Origin of the sequence: Pseudoalteromonas sp. SG43-1 (genome assembly GCF_014164415.1) — a bacterium.
Taxonomy (GTDB): domain Bacteria; phylum Pseudomonadota; class Gammaproteobacteria; order Enterobacterales; family Alteromonadaceae; genus Pseudoalteromonas; species Pseudoalteromonas distincta.
On sequence record NZ_JACJFD010000044.1, the window covers coordinates 1 to 18,262 of the forward strand.

An 18,262-nucleotide genomic window follows, 5' to 3' on the forward strand; every position below is an offset into this window, starting at 1 on the left:
TGTAACCTAGTGGGCTCGATAACTGCTCCTGCGTTATTCTACTGGCTTACATCCATGTAAGAATAAGTAAAAACCGAGCAAAGCTTCCGCGTCCTGCTCACGCCCCTTACCTACATCCATGTAGGTAACAAAGAGTTAATCGCCCCTAGAAAGAACCCTTCGGGCAGCACATGTTTGGTATTTATGCTGCGTTATCGCCTATTTATGGGGAATAACCACACTACATAGGCTCTGCCTTGCCTAAAAACCAAACATACTGCTGCAAATTCACCCACCAATGATCAACACGCCCTAATAAGTTATTTTATTAATTATAAGCTGTAGCTTAAGTTAATGTAGCCAAAGCGGCCAATGTTGTCGTAACTTGCGCTGCCCGCGCTTGTACCACGTGAACCGTACGGAAGTTTACGATTAAATACGTTATCAACACCTACTTTAACGCCTAAACCGCTATCGAAGTTGTAACCAACAGTCATATCGGTAATAAAGTATTTACCGTAAGACATTTGATTACTTGGGTTCGGGTTATTTTCAAGCTCAACATTTGTATATAAATCTACTTCACTTAAAAAGCGTGTTTCAACTGTTGAGAAAAAGTTATCCATAACATAACTTACAGATAAGTTAGTTTGCCACTTAGCTTCACCTGTAGTACCTGCGTATTCAATGTAGTTACTAGGGTCGTCTTGGAACGGGTAATCTTTACGTTCAATTAAGTAAGTACCAATTAAGCGGGTTTTAAAGCTACCTTCAAGCGCGTCAAAGTCGTAACCTAGTTCAAAATCTATCCCTGATGCTTTTTGGCCAGCAACATTTAATACATAGTTTTGTATTAAAGTAATTTCACCATTAGCATTACGTGTAATTAAGTTACAGTACTGATTGTTTATACCTGTTGCGCTATCAACACAGCGATCAAGAATGTCTTGCGCGTTAATTGTGTCAATTGCATCTTCAAGTTCAATTTCCCAGTAATCAATAGTAAGTAGCGCGTTTTCTAAAAACTCTGGTTGGTAAACAATGCCTACAGTTGTACTTGTTGACTCTTCGCCTTTAACATCGCGGTTACCACTGCTTAAACCATCTAAAGAGGCTGAATCGTAATCTGAATTAAAGTCACTCGCTACGCCTAATGCGGCACAGTTTGCAGTACGTGTTGCACCGTTTGATAAGTCACCTAAGTTTTCAGCGCGACACGGGTCGTCTACATTGTAGAAAGTTTGACTCGGTGCACCAAATACTTCACTAATGTTTGGCGCACGAAGTGCTGCAGATTGTGTTACACGTACACGTAGCTCATCATTTACAGTCCAATCAAGACCAAGTTTCCAGCTAGTGGCTTCGCCAATCGTACTGTAGTCAGCATGACGTACTGCAGTGTCAAATACTAAATCTTGGATAAGCGGCAAATCAGTTAAAATTGGCATCGTCGCTTCAAAAAATACTTCGCGTACGTTGAACGAGCCTTTATCTTCGCCCAGTGCGTTAAAGAAAGTACCTTCTGCGTTATCTGGCTCTTTTGTTTCGCTTTCTTCTTTACGGTACTCGGCACCAAATGCAACACCTACATAGCCTGCTGGTAATTCAAAAATAGCGCCATTAGCAAGTGAGCCAGAAACAACCGTTTGCTTAATTGTTGAGGTACCAACTGATACTGTATTTATGTAATCAATAGCTTGTTGAGATGGTGCGCCAAAACCCATAATGTTTACAGGCACACATCCGTCAGCTTGTGCAGCAGCACTACGACATACTACGTTACCATTTGTATCTTCAACGGCATCAAGTGCATTAAAGTAGTTGGCTAAAATCATGTTAGCGCCGTTTTCACGCTCTAGATCAGTTTGGCCATAAACAACTGATGTATCTAATTCCCAATCTTCAAATACAGTCCCTTTTAAGCCGGTAACAAAGCGCGTTGTTTCACGCGTATTGTTTTCAATGCGGCGGCCAAGGTCGGTCATCATGCGGTTAACCATGATTGAATCAACACCTTCCTCTTCCATACGTGCTTTGATGGCTGGGTCTAGGTAAGGGTTGTCGATTTTAATGCTATTGTCGCTGTCGAAAAAGAAAAATGCAGGTTGGCCTATGCTTTCGCCTTGGCTGTTTACGTATTTTGCATCAAAGTAGACATTTAAGTCGTCGGTAACATCGTAGTTAACTTTAAAGTTTACGTTGTAGCGCTCGAACTCAGGTTGAATCTCTTCAAATTGACCAAGATTAAACGAATCACAGTTTGCACATGACAAGCCATCTACATTATCACCTATGTATAAGTCGCGAGCGCTACTGTCGGCGTTAAAGCTATTAGTATATCCATCTTCAAGTGCATAAACACCGGCGTTATTAATTGCGTAATAACCAGCATTAGGTGTTAAGATTTTGTCAGGGAAGGCTGCGCTATCTTTGTTTGCATCTGTTTGGGCTTGATTACGTAAACTACTAAACGAAGTACTAGTCCAAGGGTGGTCAAGTGCATTTAATGAATCTTGGCCAGAGTACTCAATAGCAAAAGCGGCATTACCACGGCCGTTATCAAAATTAGAGCCGTACGAGAACGTCGCTTTTTCGTTGTTGTAGCTGTTTAAATCGGCAAAACCTCGGGTAACACTAAAATCCATACCTTCAATGTTGTCTTTTAATATAAAGTTTACAACACCTGTTACCGCGTCAGCTCCATATACAGCGGATGCACCACCAGTGATAATTTCTACACGCTCGACCCATACACTTGGAATAGTATTGGTATCCACAGCTTGAGAACCTGCAGAGCTTGATACATGACGCTTACCATTTACAAGTACTAAGGTACGGTCTGTACCCATGTTACGTAAATCAAGAATATTTAAACCAGCAGTACCAATAAAACGGCCTGAGTTAGCCATAGAATATGTATTGCCAAGTGCTGGCAAATTGTTTAGCGCTTCACCAATGTTTACAGCGCCTGTATTAATTAGCTGCTCGCCACTTATAACTGTTACTGGTGCAGGTGCAATAGCACCTTCACGTAAAATACGTGAACCCGTTACTTCAACGCGTTCAATTTTTGTTGCTTGCTCATCTTGTGCAAGCACAGAATTACTTGCTGTTGCAGCAGCAGTAATTAATGCACATTTAATGCTAGTAGAAAGTAAATTATGACGTTTCATGTGTTTCCCAAAGGACATTTTATAGTAATTTAATACAATATTTATTTTTACTTAATACAGTCTGTATTAGATAAAAACCTATAACTTTTGTTATGAGGGCGGCGATTATTGCACGGGGAAACCAGTAATAGAAGAGAGGTAACTTGATGGATTCAAATGAGTTATTTCTGTATCAATTTTTATAAAGTTCAGTTTGTTGCGTTTTTTACATTTATAATTTTAATTATTTGATATGAGTTTGTAACTAAAAATAAGGTTTTTTATTGTCTATGCACTTTTCATTATCATGTAGTGTTTTTTGTTTTCATTTGAGTGTTAATAATGAACTTTTTTATGGCTTTCATATTAATTTTTTAGGAGAAGGTTAGTTAATTAATAAATTTTAATAGAAGGTTTATTAGTCTTTAATGTTTTATTTATGTAATTTCATGTTGTCGTGAAGTAATTTAAAATACGCTATTTTTGTTGCTAATAAATATAAAATGAGTAAATTTCATCTTTGAAAAGTAAAAAAGGCCCAGTTTATGGGCCTTTTATTAACAATAAAACTTACATTTTATATGAAAAAGTAATGTAACCAAAACGCCCTATATTATCGTAGCTAGCACTTCCGCTACCATCACCACGTGTACCATAAGGTAACTCACGATTGAATAGGTTATCTACACCCACTTTTAAGCCAACACCGTTATCAAAGTTATAACCGACTGTCATGTCAGTAATTATGTATGTACCAAAAGTAGTTAAACTATTTGGATTGGGGTTATCGCTTAAATCTTGATCTGTGTATAAGCTTACTTCTTCGATATAACGAGTGCTCAAAGATGTGTATAAGTTTTCGTAGCTGTATTCTATATTTAAGTTAGCTTGCCATTGCGCTTCACCTGTAACGCCCGCATATTCAATGTAGTCGCTAGGCTCATCTTGGAATGGGAACTCTTTACGCTCAATCAAATATGTACCAATAAAGCGTGTTTTAAAGCTACCTTCAAGCGCATCAAAGTCGTAACCTAATTCAAAGTCAACACCAGATGCTTCTTGACCTGACACATTAAGCACTGAGTTTTGAATTAACGAAATCTCACTGTTTGCATCACGTGTAATAAGACTACAATATTGATTTGAAATACCTGAGCCGCTATCAACACAACGATCTAGGATATCTTGCGCACTGATAGTCGAGATTGCATCTTCAAGCTCAATTTTCCAGTAATCTATAGTAAGTGTTGCGTTTTCAATAAACTCTGGTTGGTAAACTAGACCAATAGTAGTACTTGTAGATTCTTCACCCTTCACATCTCGGTTACCGCTTTGTAAACCTTCAAGTGTTTGTGAATCATAGTCAGAATCAAAACCTTCTGGCACACCTAATGCAGCACAGTTGGCACGGCGTGTACTACTGTTTTGTAAATCATTTAAGTTATCAGCTTGACAAGGATCGTCGACACTGTAGAAAGTTTGGCTCGGTGCACCAAAAATTTCACCAATATTTGGCGCTCTTAGCGCTTCTGATTGTGTTAAACGAAAACGAAGCTCATCGTTTAGAGTCCAATCAAGCCCTAATTTCCAGCTAGTTGCATCGCCAATTGTGCTGTAATCAGCGTAGCGTACAGCTGCATCCAGCACTAAGTCTTGAACAAATGGCATATCAGAAAGTAGTGGAATTGATACTTCTGTAAAAATTTCACTTACATCAAAGTCGCCTTTGTCTTCACCAAGTGCATTAAAGAATGTGCCTTCAGCATTATTTGGCTCTTTTGTTTCACTTTCTTCTTTACGGTATTCAACACCAAAAGCCATACCTACATAACCTGCAGGTAATTCAAATAATCCACCATTGGCCAAAGAAGCAGATACTACAGTTTGAGTGATTTCAGATGTACCTGTAGAAACAGTATTAATATAGTCAATTGCTTCATCACTTGGCGCACCAAAGCCCATAATATTTACAGGAACACAGCCTTCAGCTTGTGCTGCTTCACTTCTACATACAATATTACCATTGCCATCATCTACCGCATCAAGTGCGTTAGAGTAATTTTCAAGAATCATATTCGCGCCATTGACGCGTTCTAATTCTGTTTTACCACGTACAATAGATGCATCTAAATCCCAATCACTAAAGACCGTACCTTTAAGGCCAGCTACAAATCGTGTTGTTTCACGTGTATTGTTTTCAATGCGACGACCTAAATCAGTCATCATACGAAGTACATTTATTGATTCTACGCCTTCACCATCGTTAGCTTCTTCCATAAGCTTCTTAACACTTGGGTCTAAATATGCGTTATCAATTTGTATGGTATTACGTGGATCGCCAAAGAAAAATGCGGGTTGGCCAATGCTTTCACCTTCACTGTTTACGTATTTGGCTTCAAAATAAGCATTTAAATCGTCTGTTACATCATAGTTAACTTTAAAGTTAACATTGTAACGTTCGAATTTTGGTTGTATCTCGTCAAACTGGGCTAGGTTAAACGAATCACAATCTGCACATAGAAGACCGTCAACGTTGTCACCAGTATAAATGTCACGATGAGAGCCATCTGCATTAAATGTATTTACATAACCATTACCTAGGCTAAATACGCCTGCGTTATTAATTGCGTAGTAACCAGCATTTGGCGTATAAATCTTATCAGGAAAATTAGGGTCGTCTTTATTAGAATCGTTTTGGGCTTGGTTACGTAGACTTGAGTATGAACCATCAGTCCAAGGGTGATCTAACGCATTTAAAGAGTCTTGAGCTGAGTATTCAACTGCAAATGCAGCATTACCACGGCCATCATCAAAGTTCTTACCATATGAAAAGGTTGCCTTTTCATTGTTGTAATCACTTAAATCTGAAACGCCTTTAGTTACAGTAAAGTCTAAACCTTCAATATTATCTTTTAAAATAAAGTTAACAACACCTGTTACAGCATCAGCACCGTAAACAGCAGATGCACCGCCTGTTACAATTTCTACACGCTCAACCCATACGCTTGGTATAGTATTAGTGTCAACAGATTGTGAGCCAGCTGAGCTCGAAACATGGCGTTTACCATTTACAAGTACAAGCGTACGGTCAGTACCCATGTTACGTAAATCAAGAATATTAAGACCTGCAGTACCAATAAAGCGGCCTGAGTTTGCTAAAGAATATGTGTTACCTAGTGCTGGTAGTTTATTTAACGCTTCACCGATATTCACTGCACCAGTATTAAGAAGTTGTTCACCAGTAATTACAGTTACAGGTGCAGGTGCAATTGCACCAACTCGGCTGATTTTTGAACCTGTTACTTCAACTCGTTCTATTTTTGTATCCTCAGCATCTGCTGCAATAGAAGTATGCGCCAAACCAATTGCACTTAAACAGAGAGCTGTTTTTATGCCGCTTGAGAGCTGGTTATAAGATTTCATATTATCCCCTAGATGAATTAGTTGTTTTTTAAACTTAAGTGCAATATAAAATTCATGTTAGTAATTATTTGTATACAAAATTTACATTGCGCACCCAGATTTAACACTTGCAGTTTTTTAGGCAATGGATTATCGCTGAACCTACAAATAAAGAAGACAAGCGGGTTGTTAAAATGTAGTTAAAACAATGGTTTAAAATGTTTCTGTTAACTTCTTGTTTGCCCTATTGGCAATGTGTTTATATTTTGTATCTTGTTTGTCTTTTTTATTGCTTTTTACTTATTGATTTTTAAAAGTATAAATATTTATATGTTTATTTTCATGGTTTTATAGTTGTGTTTTTAGGGATTATTTTGTTACTTTTGAGGTTTGTATCGTATAGGGTTAGCTTGATAATTTATTTTCATAAATTCAAGATTAAGTTCTGTCTTCCACCGCTAATACAAACTGTAAAGGGGCTTTACAGATAGCTTCCAAAGTTTAGAGTAGTAGAGTTACTTTTTTTACTTTAATTGATACAATTCGGCGTCTTTCACTCATAAGGTTGTTCATGAAATATTTCTTATTAAATATTGCGTTATTATTTAGCTCATTGGTTTTAGCCGAGGAACCTGTCGATCTTGAAATAAATATGAAAAATACGGGCCTTGCGTATAAACAAGCAGTACAGGCAACTCAACTTAGTGAATTTAATACTGCGATTGATGAATTTATAAAGCTAGTAAAAGTAAGTAAAACAGGTAAGTTTTACAAAAAGCCTGAGCAGTCATTGCAGGGCCTTGATAAAGTAATTGCCCAAGCTGAGCTTGCAAAAAAAGCAGCGAATGAGCAGGGTCTAAGTGCAGCAAAAGAACCGTTAAAAAATATAGATAATTTACGTAAAAAATATCATGAGCTACATGAGCCTCCAGGGTTCTTTGAATTACTGTTCGGTTCATAAACCTAAACTATATGTATCTTTAGTCGCTACTTTTAAGCTAATTGCGTTAAAAGTATCTGCAGCAATAAATATAAGGAAACACAATGGAAATTTCAGTTTCAATGTTAGAAGGCCAAAAGCAAAGCGCTAAATTTGGCGACCTAGAAGTAATCAGCGATCAAAGTGTAAACGCTGGTGGCAACGCAGAGCATCCAGAACCGTTTGATTACTTTTTAGTAAGTATGGTTTTTTGTGCAGGTTTTTATGCACGTAAATTTTGTGAGCAGCGTGATATTTCAACGCAAGGTATGACGCTTACTCAAAATAATGAAAATGTAGATGATAACGGTAAAAAGTTATTTTCAATTGAGATTAACCTACCAGACGGTTTTCCTGATAAATATAAAAAGGCGCTTATTGCAGCCGTTAATACCTGTACGGTAAAAAAAGTAATTCAGGCAGTGCCAGAGTTTTCAGTAGTGGTAAAATAATCCTCCCTAAATTAGGTAGCCTTAACAGGCTACCTAATTATGTATAGTGCCCCACGGCTTAACTTATTTCTTTTTCATTCCTTGTACTGCTTTAAAGCGTGGGTTGTTTTTGCAAATTACAAATACACGACCTTTGCGTTTTACAATTTGACACCCCGGACGTTGCTTCGCACTTTTTAGAGAACTTAATACTTTCATATCTTTTCCTTTTTAACAGTCGATAAATTTTTAAAACGACGGTTAAACTGTGCAACACGGCCATCTGTAGCAACAGTTTTTTGCTTGCCTGTATAAAATGGATGTGAGTCACTTGATACGTCAATAGGTACATATGGATAAGTATTACCGTCTATTTCTACTGTGCGGCTTGTTTTAATGGTTGAGCCAATAATAAAGTAAGAATCGGCAGCAGTATCGTGAAAAGCAACCACTTGGTAATCAGGATGAATATTTGGTTTCATAATACGCCTCAATAAATGATATGTGATAATGTATCATTTTAATTTAACGTATTTATTCTCTCATTGCAAATTATTTAAATGCTCCCCAAAAGGGGCGTAATTGCTGGCTATTTGTGCAAATAAATCAAAAAATAAGCACTTGAATTAAAAATGCTGGCTATTGGCGTTTAGGCTGTTATAACTATATTTAAGAGTTAAAACGTTAACAAATACGGTTATAAAGTTATTACAGAGGTTATGTATGAGTGACGCAACACAACAACAAGAACAAATTGACCAAGGGGTGATGGAAACCCTAAGAGAGCGCGACCACAGTACCTTGGCGCAACAAGTAAATCCGTTAACCTGCAACCACAATGATATTGTAGAGTTACTAGCAAGGTATATGGCACTTAGTGAGCAAGAAGATGATGAGCTGTTTGATACTTGGTTTGATAGCCTAACTAAAGAGCAACATACTGTTTTAAAAGTATTTGAAGTTTACCGTGGACAATATGAGCACCAAAATTAAAGTGTTTATTTTTGTAAGTATGCCAAATCCAGTGGTTATTTAAATAAAACTAAATAGCCACTACTACTTTTTAACTAGAAAGTAGTAATGTTGTATCAACCACTACTCCCACCTGTTTTCATCATAATTTTTTGCGGATTTAATCTTATCTTTATTTAGGTACGACTTACTGATATTCATAAGTATTTATTGCTATTTTAAGGTAATGTTCTAATTTTAATAGACAGACTGTTTATAATTTAAATAACTTTATGGGTTATATACTCGAAAATATTCGCTCCCATTTCGTAATTCATAAAACACTTAAAATTAATTGAGCTTTAATGATTAAACCTGAGATCCCAAGTAACGAAGCAGAGCGATTACATGCGTTAAAAACATTAAAAATTCTAGATACGTCGCATGAAGAGCGCTTTGATCGTGTTACTCGTATTGCCAAGCGTATGTTTAATGTTTCTATTTCATTGGTTACTTTAATTGACGAAGACCGCCAATGGTTTAAATCTAGGCAGGGGCTTGATGCGCCTGAGCTTCCTCGCGAAACCTCATTTTGTGGCCATACCATAAATCAAGACGAGCTCTTAATAATCCCAGATACAGCCCAAGATAAAAGGTTTTTTGATAACCCTTTTGTTGCAGGCGATCCTAAAGTACGCTTTTATGCCGGCTTTCCTTTAAAATTAAGGCAAGGGGTTATTATAGGCACTTTATGCCTTGCCGATAATAAACCTAGACACCTTAATGATGAAGAAAAACAATTACTAAGAGATTTAGGCACGTTGGTTGAGCAAGAGATTCAATCAATTCAACTAGCTACAATTGACGAGTTAACAAGAATCTCTAACCGGCGTGGCTTTTTGAACCTTGCTGAGCATACGCTAAATGTATGTAGGCGAAACAAAGTATCAATGTCGTTTATATTGTTTGATCTTAATAAATTTAAACAAATTAATGATGTTTATGGACACCACGAAGGCGATTTTGTATTGAATAAATTTGCGCAAATTATGCTTAGTTCATTTTGTGATTGTGAAGTAATAGGCAGACTTGGCGGAGATGAGTTTGTAGTAATGCTAAGTGATTTAGATGAAACAAAAGCTGAGTTTGTTTTACAAAGGTTTGCGGATGCAATTGCGCATACCAATAATACCTTAAATAAGCCATACAAAATTGATTACAGTGTAGGGGTAACACACTTTAAATACGATACAGGTAAATCGGTTGAGGATATGATTCAAGATGCTGATGTTGCAATGTATCAGCAAAAAAAGCAGCAATCACTTTAGTGAGCTATTTAGTTTAATTGCTGCTTGAACTTCACTTAACTTCCTCATGCTAGTACGAATCTTATAATAGGTAGTTATTCGCTATTGCAGTCATTTTTTGCAGAGGGTGATGCTAAAGACACATTTGGTTGCCAAATCCTGTCCCATATTTTATGAAGATTGTTTAAGTTTGGTCTTTGACTTATTTTTTCAAAGTTACCAATGCTCACCTCTGAATCATTTTTTTGACCCACTACAAAATTAAACACATAGTTGCACTCCATGCCCATACGTAAATCAGAAAGTACAATATTGCTTTGCTGTTGGCGCACCGAATAAAACCCTTTAGTAAACCACTGCAAGCGCTTTATAGCCCATTCATCGCTAATATTATTTAACAATGAAGGCCTTGTTTGATAAGGCGTTAATGTAACATCGTTGGGCACGTCAAATACTGATGCATAACCTTCGTAGTATTGTCCGTCAGACATCACAACAATACGCCACAGCAAAGTGGTTAGCGGGGCAGGCGTACTAATATACGCATTTACTGGTATTTGCCTGTTGTTGAGTGCTGTTTTTACCTTGTCATCAATACTTACTTTTAAAATTAAAGCACAAAATAAATATAGACTACTTAAAACTAAGGCCGCTGCATTTATATGATAAGCCGTTGCTGCTTGTATTTTGGGTATTAGCGTACATATTACGCCAATTAATAAAGGAAGCGTGTAAGCGGGGTCAATAATAAACACACTAGAAACCGCAAAGGGGTACTCAGTAAAAGGCCAAAGTAATTGTGTACCGTATACCGTTAGGCTGTCTAATATGGCATGTGTAGATAAACTTAAAAATACTAGCCAAAACCAGCGCACTTTATAAATTTGCATTCCCGCGTGTATTTTTAATATTAGCCATACAATGAGCGGACTAATTAATAAATGTATTAATAACGAATGGCTAAAGCTACGGTGGTAAGTAAATGCTTCTACAGAGCCACCATAAGGCAAAAATACATCTAAATCAGGAAGTGTGCCTAAAATTGCTCCCCATAAAACGGCTTTTCGACCTATTTTATTGCCTAATACCGCATAACCTACAGCACTACCTAATGCTACCTGCGTTAAAGAATCCATTTTGATTAATACCTTTAATTGCGACTTTTATTATTTATACTTTTTGATTATTAAAAAGCGTCAAAAAATAATGTGAAATATTTGATAAGCACATCAATGCCCAAAATTTATAAACTAAGCCTGGGCTTTATAAAATCTAAAAACGCTGTAATGCGAGACGATACCGCACTATTTTTATAATACACGGCTTGTATAATTTCTCGGTTATTAGGTGAGCTAACTGCACTGGGTAACACTTCAACTAATTTACCTGTTTTTAGATCATTGCCAATCATAAAGTGAGAAAGTAGCGCAACGCCTTGGTTTGCAATACATAGTTGCCGCACTGTTTCGCCGCTGCTTGCGCTAAGCGAAAACGTAAATAAAGCGGGCTTTACTAACGGCCAAGTGTTTAATTTAGGGGAGTCACTAAAACCAATTATCTTGTGATTTTGTAAGTCATCTATTTGCGTAATTGTTGCGTTGTTTTTTATATATTCTGGGCTGGCTACAATACGTAACTGGCTGCTGCCAAGTTTACGAGCATGTAAATTTGAGTCTTTTAAATCACCAATGCGTATGGCTAAATCGGTTTTATGTTCAAGTAAATCAATAATGCTGTCGTGTGAGGTTATATCAAGCGTTATGTGGGGGTATTGCTTGGCAAATTCGCCAATTAAAGGTGTAAGTTGGTGCAATACAAAAGGGCTTGCCGCATCTATTCGCAGCTTGCCACTTGGCGCTTGTTTTAAAAGCTTTATGGCTTCTTCACCGGTATAAAGCGTATTTAACCCTTCGCGTGCAAATTTTATAAAAGTATGGCCTTCTTCGGTAAGCTCTAACCGGCGTGTTGTTCTGTTTAGCAAAGTACATTGCAGTGTATTTTCAAGGCGTGATACAGCTCGCGACACTTTAGCCACCTGCTGATCGAGCAAGTTAGCCGCCCCGGAAAAGCTTCCGCAATCTACTACCGTTATAAACGTTTCTAAATCTTCAGTTTTTGAATGAACTGCCATAAGTATACCAACACCATCTTTGCATTATTAACAAAAGTATTTTGTCACTAATGCTATTTTTTGCAAACGATATTTTAGCCAAACTACATTCTTCAAATATTAATGAGGATATAACTATGCCATTGGCTTTGTGGGCGCTTACCTTAAGCGCATTTGCAATCGGAACAACTGAGTTTGTAATAGTGGGATTAGTACCCACCATTGCAAACGACTTAGGCGTAAGCCTACCTTCAGCAGGTTTGCTTGTAAGTTTATATGCGGTTGGCGTTGCCATCGGTGCGCCGGTGCTAACGGCTTTAACGGGTCGTTGGAATCGTAAAGTGGTACTAATAAGCTTAATGGGCTTATTTGTTTTAGGTAACTTACTTGCATGGCAAGCGCCAAGTTACGAAACATTAATACTTGCGCGCATTTTAACGGGGCTTGCCCATGGTGTGTTTTTTTCAATCGGATCGATGATTGCCACAAGTCTAGTAAGCAAAGACAAAGAAGCCAGTGCAATAGCCATTATGTTTACCGGGCTTACTGTAGCACTCGTAACTGGTGTGCCACTAGGTACATGGATTGGACAACACTTTGGTTGGCGTGCAACGTTTTTAGTTGTGTCGGTATTAGGTTTAATTGCATTAATCGGCAGCTCTATTTTAGTGCCAAAAAATTTAAAACAATCAATACCAGCGACGTTTAAAGAGCAACTACAAGTAATCGTAAAACCGCGTTTATTACTGGTGTATTTAATGACGATATTGGGCTATGGCGGCACGTTTACAGCGTTTACTTATTTAGCACCTATTTTAGAGCAACAAACAGGTTTTGCGCCTTCGGCTATTGCCTTAATAATGCTTGTTTACGGTGTATCGGTAGCGGTAGGTAATATTTGGGGTGGAAAATTGGCCGACAAACGCGGCCCAATTAGCGCACTGAGCATTATATTCAGCGCTTTGAGTATTATTTTACTGATATTTACTTTTACGATGGAATCAAAAATTGCTGCTGTACTTACTATTTTAGTATGGGGCGCATTTGCTTTTGGTAATGTGCCAGGCTTGCAACTTTATGTAGTAAAGCAAGCGCAAAAGCACACGCCCAATGCGGTAGATGTTGCATCAGGTTTAAACATAGCCGCATTTAATATTGGTATTGCACTTGGCTCAATTATTGGCGGTAGCGTAGTAGAGAACATGACCCTGCAAGATACAGCATGGATAGGCGCCGTTATCTCTGTTTTAGCACTTGGTGTTACACGCTACAGCGGTATGCTTGATAAACGTGAAATTCAGCAAGCATAAAGCCTTAGCAGGGTCTGTTGACCTTTTAGGATTAAATTTGTTCAATCTAGGGATGATTTAATCACGGAGCGAGGTTTGTAACCTAGTGGGCTAAGTAAAAATCGAGGGACAAAGAGTAAATCCACCCTAGGAAGAACCTACAGGCAGCGCGTATTTGGCATTTATGCTGCGTTATCGCCTATTAATGTGGAACAACCACACTGCATAGGCTCTGCCTTGCCTAAATACCAAATACACTGCTGCAAATGTAATCTCTAAAGATTAACAGACCCTAACCTTGAAACTAAAATTAATGACCTCATACATGTTATGAAGTCATAGATTTTTAAGTGACAGTCGTAATAAGAAGTAAAAGGTGTATTTCGTAAAACTTTTAAAAGTTTGTATTTCAAAACCGATTATTTTATAAGGATAAACCATGACAAAACGTGTAATAGAAATGCCAGAACTAGGTATGGGAACATTCCGCTTAGAGGGCGACACTGCCTATAACTCAGTAAAAATGGCACTCGAAGTTGGGTTTCGCCATATTGATACCGCACAAATTTATGGCAACGAAGAGCAAGTAGGTCAAGCCATAAAAGATAGTAATATTCCGCGCAGTGAAATATTCTTAACCACCAAAGTGTGGAATAACAAATTAAATAAAAGCGACTTTATCCCAAGCGTTAAAAAGTCACTTGAAAAGCTACAAGTTGATTCGGTCGACTTACTGCTAGTTCATTGGCCATCGCCTGCTAACGACGAGCCAATGAGTGAATACCTCACTGAATTACTAAAAGCGAAGCAGCTTGGTTTAACTAAGCACATTGGTGTATCAAACTTCACCATTGCAAACTTAAATGAAGCAATGCAAACACTTGACTCGCGTGAAATATTTACCAATCAGATTGAGGTTCACCCATATTTAACTAATACTAAATTGCGTGCATTTTGTGCTCAGCACGATATACATGTAACTGCGTACATGCCATTTGTAGTAGGTAAAGTACTTAAAGATAAAACCATTATCGACATTGCTAACAAGCACGATGCAAGTCCAGCACAAGTTGTTTTAGCATGGGTTAACGCAAGCGGCATGACGACAATTCCATCATCAACTAAGCGCAAAAACTTAGAAGATAACTTTAACGACCACGTTAAGTTAGATGATGAAGACATAGCCCGCATTGATGGCCTAGATTGTGGCGACCGCCAAGCAACACCAGACTTTGCGCCGCAGTGGGATCAATAAACTTATCTCAAACGCAAAGTTAAACTAAATATTTTAAGGTGTAGATTATCTACACCTTAACTTTTAAAAGGAATACACATGTTAACGGTTATAGCTGCACTGTCGTGCAAAAATATTGATGCAGATGTGATGCTTACAGCACTTGAAAACTTACAAAAGTCATCGCGCCAAGAAGTAGGGTGCTTACGTTATGAACTATCGGTAAAAAGTGATGATGAACATACCGATTACGTTGTTAGCGAACAATGGGCGTCTGATGAGCACTTTGAAGCGCATAAAAACGAGCCACACTTTAAAGCGTTTGGTACGCAAGTTACTGGGCTTTTAACCAATAGTAGTATTGATGTATATAAATCAATTGGTTAAATTCTTTTTATAGTGCCTATTATGGTACGTATTAAAATACTTAGCTAAATTACATATCATAAAGTAAATACTCAAATAGGTGCTGTTAACTTACATCACCTTTTATTCTTACACTCCAACCTGCCTAAATACTCAACTTCGCCAATATCAATGAAACCTATTAGGACTCTTTTTTGTTAATGCACAGTGCGTCGAAATCAAAAGAGGTTCATAACTTTATTAAAAGTCGTTTTGCTATCATAACCCACTCTAATAAATAGCCTATTTAATTTGTTGTTTACATTAAAGTTCTCTGGTGTAAATTATAGAAATATAACATGGCATTTTAGTCAGCCGTAAATAGTTCGAGTGGTACTCAATGTGAGGCTTAAAATAGCAAACTATTTATATATTTTTTGTGTGTTATATTTTTAGAGCTGAGTTAATTAAACTAATAATGGAGACATGGGTATGGAAATTAATAAATCTAATCAATCAATTCTTATTTTTGTAATCCCTTTATTAACTGCGTATTTTGGATCAAAAGTCATATTTCACTTATTTGCTTTTGAGTATCTTGTGTTTACAGATACTTTTGACATTCTAAAGCTACTCATTGATATTAGTGTATTTGGAGTGTTGCTCTATATTAGTTCGCTGGGCGTTGGTTATGTCATCAGAGCTAAAACATAAGTTTTTAATCATTAGCTGGTAAATTGCTAGCTAAAAAATCACAGCCAATAAAGCCTTAATAGCTTTAAACTGTATAATTTATATGGAGATAATAATGAAAAAATTAATCGCAATAGTAGCGTTGTTAGGCTTTGCCTCATTTGCACAAGCTAATGATAGTTTTGTAGTGAATGCTAAATTTTATGATAATAAAAACTTAATTGGTTCACCTATTTTAGTAGTCAATTCAAACGAAGAGGCGTCAGTTTCAGTTGATAATTCGTATAGTTTTGCTCTTACAGTAACGCCAATTGATGATTCTACTGTTAGTTTAGTAACTGACCTAAAACTAGGTGGAAAACATATGGCTCCCTCTTTAATTGTTGAAATAGGCAAAGAAGCAAGTATTAATATTGATGGTAAAGAGCTGTCAGTTTTAGTAAGCAAATCAAGCAGCTAATAATACCAACCTGCATAAATCTTTGATCAATTTAACGAATTAAATTGCACTATAACGTCGTTAAAAATTTTTTATTTAGAACAACTAGATATAAAAATTTTTGCCTAGTTCTAGCGTAATTTTCTTAACGTTAAATAGACCCCATATATAAGCAGATTGGTATAAGTTAAAAATTAGGAATATAACTAATGAGAAACTCAAGAAATGAAATAGTAAAATATGGAGTCTCTTTTGGTACGGCCCTAGCAATTGCTATTTCATGGAGTGCTAATGAGTCTGTGTTATGGGCAATTTTGCACGGTTTTTTATCTTGGTTTTATGTTATTTGGCATGTAATTACGCGATAAGTGTTTTCGCGTGTGCACTGATTGATTATGTAGATTGCGGTCAATGTTAATACTCGAGCAATTACCATCTAAAACAATTAAGTTAAAAATATAAAAGGAATAATTAATAATGAAAGGTGCGGGTGGAAGCTCTGGTGGTATTGGGCATTTTTTTATTGGTTTGATTATGATGTGCGGTGGCTTTTATATGCTGCTAAACGCAATTTCGGTGACCTCTAATTTTGGACTAAGTTCTCGCATTTATAGTGTTAATGCTTTAGGTGGCTTTGGCGTTACAGGCGGCATGGTTATGATCCCGTTTATTTTTGGTGTAGGTCTGATTTTTTATAATTCTAAAAATATTTTAGGCTGGGTGCTATCTCTTGGCTCGTTAACCGCACTCATATTTGGCGTTATATCGAGTGTTCGATTTAGTATGCGAACTATGACGTCGTTTGATTTGATTGTTATTATAATTTTAGCGTTTGGCGGCTTAGGGCTATTCTTACGATCGCTTAAATCTATTGATACTTAAATAATTACCACGCTTTGTTTTAAATATAATTTTAATTATAGGCATTTAACATGATGTTCTAATGCCTAAGCTAATACATTAATAATATAACCCTTCCTATTTACTGCTTAACCAGTAACGTATTTTAAAGAGATTTATGTGAACAACTCAATACAGCTAAAACTAATTGCTACTCACTTATTAGCACAAAGAGAAGAAAACCCAGCACGTTCAAATTTTCCTAAAGAGTTAGTACTAGACTCGACTGACGATGCGATAGAAGTACAAAAGTTGATGATTTATTTAAATGATCAAACTGTATATGGCTGGAAGTGTATGCTGCCTTTAGATGATGGCTCAATTATATTAGCGCCTCTTTTACATGCACCTATAAAACAAGCTGAAAATTGCCCACTGTATACAACAAACAATAAAGCGCTTATTGAACCAGAAATTGCATTTATTTTACAAAGCGATTTACCTAGTAATAAAACCTATACAAATGAAGACGTAGATACTGCATTTGCCAGCGCCCATTTAGCACTTGAGCTTATTCAAAAAAGGTTTGATGAAAACACTCCAAGCACTCACATTGAAAAACTGGCCGATGGCCTATCTAATCAAGGCGTGTATTTAGGCCCACAAATAGATAAAGCCAAAGCGTATAACGCAAGTACTGTAAATATCAATGTTAAGCAAGCTGAGCTGGAGTTAAACTTGGCAGGTGTGCATCCTGCAGAGCTTGCGCAGCATCCACTTTATTGGGCGGTTAATTACTTATCAGCAAAGGGAATTAACTTAAAAGCAGGGCAAGTGTTTATAACTGGTTCTTACTGTGGTGTGGTTGAGCTTAATACTAATGAGCAAACATGTATTACATATGAAGATTTAAATACATTTAATGTGACATTTTTATCCCATTAAGCGAAGTATTCATTTTAACGGTCATAATAAAACAACCCACTAATTAGCTGTCTCTTGATCACAAGTCTGACTCAAGAGATTTTGCTAAATCGTAGCCTTCCAGGATGGCTTGTAACTTAAGCCATCCTTGCCATAACACTTTCACAGATGCACGCCCTGTGCGCTT

The 18,262-nt window shown here is 37.0% G+C and carries 18 protein-coding genes; 12 read left to right on the forward strand and 6 right to left on the reverse strand.

The genetic code is table 11. The annotated features are described in order from the left end of the window. Nucleotides 1-311 precede the first annotated feature (311 nt). Nucleotides 312-3,152 carry a TonB-dependent receptor domain-containing protein gene (locus tag H5159_RS19945; protein WP_182780908.1) on the reverse strand — a complete coding sequence of 947 codons (2,841 nt, stop codon included), beginning with the start codon at nucleotides 3,150-3,152 and terminating at the stop codon, nucleotides 312-314. 549 nt (nucleotides 3,153-3,701) lie between these two features. Further along, on the reverse strand, nucleotides 3,702-6,554 hold the full coding sequence (locus H5159_RS19950) for a TonB-dependent siderophore receptor (protein WP_154902891.1): 2,853 nt from the start codon (nucleotides 6,552-6,554) through the stop codon (nucleotides 3,702-3,704). A gap of 550 nt (nucleotides 6,555-7,104) precedes the next feature. Here H5159_RS19950 and H5159_RS19955 point away from each other — a divergent pair. Together H5159_RS19955 and H5159_RS19960 are read left to right on the forward strand one after the other, a co-directional pair. Beyond that, the gene (locus tag H5159_RS19955; protein WP_154902890.1) at nucleotides 7,105-7,494 is read left to right on the forward strand and encodes a cytochrome b562; all 390 of its coding nucleotides are present in this window, start codon (nucleotides 7,105-7,107) and stop codon (nucleotides 7,492-7,494) included. Between the two features lie 83 nt (nucleotides 7,495-7,577). Continuing rightward, entirely contained in the window at nucleotides 7,578-7,964 is a 387-nt protein-coding gene (locus tag H5159_RS19960) for an OsmC family protein (protein WP_182780909.1), read from the forward strand. Nucleotides 7,965-8,027: 63 nt separating this feature from the next. Here the strand turns inward: H5159_RS19960 and ykgO are convergent, their stop codons facing one another. Together ykgO and H5159_RS19970 are read right to left on the reverse strand one after the other, a co-directional pair. Continuing rightward, the gene (ykgO, locus tag H5159_RS19965; RefSeq protein WP_002958669.1) at nucleotides 8,028-8,162 is read right to left on the reverse strand and encodes a type B 50S ribosomal protein L36; all 135 of its coding nucleotides are present in this window, start codon (nucleotides 8,160-8,162) and stop codon (nucleotides 8,028-8,030) included. Then, entirely contained in the window at nucleotides 8,159-8,425 is a 267-nt protein-coding gene (locus tag H5159_RS19970) for a type B 50S ribosomal protein L31 (protein ID WP_002958668.1), read from the reverse strand. Before H5159_RS19970 ends, ykgO begins: the two co-directional genes overlap by 4 nt. A gap of 241 nt (nucleotides 8,426-8,666) precedes the next feature. On the opposite strand from H5159_RS19970, the gene H5159_RS19975 reads away from it, so the two are divergent. After that, a complete protein-coding gene (locus H5159_RS19975) occupies nucleotides 8,667-8,936 on the forward strand; it encodes a hypothetical protein (protein WP_154902888.1) in 270 nt (89 codons plus the stop codon). Nucleotides 8,937-9,259: 323 nt separating this feature from the next. After that, nucleotides 9,260-10,222 (forward strand): sensor domain-containing diguanylate cyclase, encoded by a 963-nt coding sequence (locus tag H5159_RS19980; protein ID WP_154902887.1) that lies wholly within the window; start codon nucleotides 9,260-9,262, stop codon nucleotides 10,220-10,222. A gap of 74 nt (nucleotides 10,223-10,296) precedes the next feature. Here H5159_RS19980 and H5159_RS19985 read toward each other — a convergent pair whose 3' ends face one another. Both H5159_RS19985 and H5159_RS19990 read right to left on the reverse strand, forming a co-directional pair. Then, complete coding sequence (locus H5159_RS19985) at nucleotides 10,297-11,337, reverse strand: metal-dependent hydrolase (protein ID WP_182780910.1); 1,041 nt, start codon at nucleotides 11,335-11,337, stop codon at nucleotides 10,297-10,299. 107 nt (nucleotides 11,338-11,444) lie between these two features. Beyond that, on the reverse strand, nucleotides 11,445-12,332 hold the full coding sequence (locus H5159_RS19990; RefSeq protein ID WP_182692513.1) for a LysR family transcriptional regulator: 888 nt from the start codon (nucleotides 12,330-12,332) through the stop codon (nucleotides 11,445-11,447). A 116-nt stretch (nucleotides 12,333-12,448) separates the two neighbouring features. Between H5159_RS19990 and H5159_RS19995 the strand changes: the two genes are divergently transcribed. The 8 genes from H5159_RS19995 (at nucleotide 12,449) to H5159_RS20030 (ending at nucleotide 18,096) form a co-directional block, all read left to right on the forward strand. Continuing rightward, the gene (locus tag H5159_RS19995) at nucleotides 12,449-13,621 is read left to right on the forward strand and encodes an MFS transporter (RefSeq protein WP_039487557.1); all 1,173 of its coding nucleotides are present in this window, start codon (nucleotides 12,449-12,451) and stop codon (nucleotides 13,619-13,621) included. A gap of 418 nt (nucleotides 13,622-14,039) precedes the next feature. Then, nucleotides 14,040-14,855 (forward strand): 2,5-didehydrogluconate reductase DkgB, encoded by an 816-nt coding sequence (gene dkgB / locus H5159_RS20000; RefSeq protein WP_182725355.1) that lies wholly within the window; start codon nucleotides 14,040-14,042, stop codon nucleotides 14,853-14,855. 78 nt (nucleotides 14,856-14,933) lie between these two features. Then, nucleotides 14,934-15,221: a putative quinol monooxygenase gene (locus tag H5159_RS20005; RefSeq protein WP_002958660.1), complete on the forward strand. Its 288-nt coding sequence runs from the start codon at nucleotides 14,934-14,936 to the stop codon at nucleotides 15,219-15,221. Between the two features lie 450 nt (nucleotides 15,222-15,671). Beyond that, complete coding sequence (locus H5159_RS20010; RefSeq protein ID WP_182725356.1) at nucleotides 15,672-15,893, forward strand: hypothetical protein; 222 nt, start codon at nucleotides 15,672-15,674, stop codon at nucleotides 15,891-15,893. A gap of 94 nt (nucleotides 15,894-15,987) precedes the next feature. Continuing rightward, nucleotides 15,988-16,332 (forward strand): hypothetical protein, encoded by a 345-nt coding sequence (locus tag H5159_RS20015; RefSeq protein WP_154902883.1) that lies wholly within the window; start codon nucleotides 15,988-15,990, stop codon nucleotides 16,330-16,332. Between the two features lie 188 nt (nucleotides 16,333-16,520). After that, nucleotides 16,521-16,679, forward strand: a complete 159-nt coding sequence (locus H5159_RS20020) for a hypothetical protein (RefSeq protein ID WP_007378675.1) — start codon at nucleotides 16,521-16,523, stop codon at nucleotides 16,677-16,679. A gap of 109 nt (nucleotides 16,680-16,788) precedes the next feature. After that, complete coding sequence (locus tag H5159_RS20025; RefSeq protein ID WP_002958658.1) at nucleotides 16,789-17,193, forward strand: hypothetical protein; 405 nt, start codon at nucleotides 16,789-16,791, stop codon at nucleotides 17,191-17,193. A gap of 138 nt (nucleotides 17,194-17,331) precedes the next feature. Continuing rightward, a complete protein-coding gene (locus H5159_RS20030) occupies nucleotides 17,332-18,096 on the forward strand; it encodes a 2-keto-4-pentenoate hydratase (protein WP_182780911.1) in 765 nt (254 codons plus the stop codon). Nucleotides 18,097-18,262 lie beyond the last annotated feature (166 nt).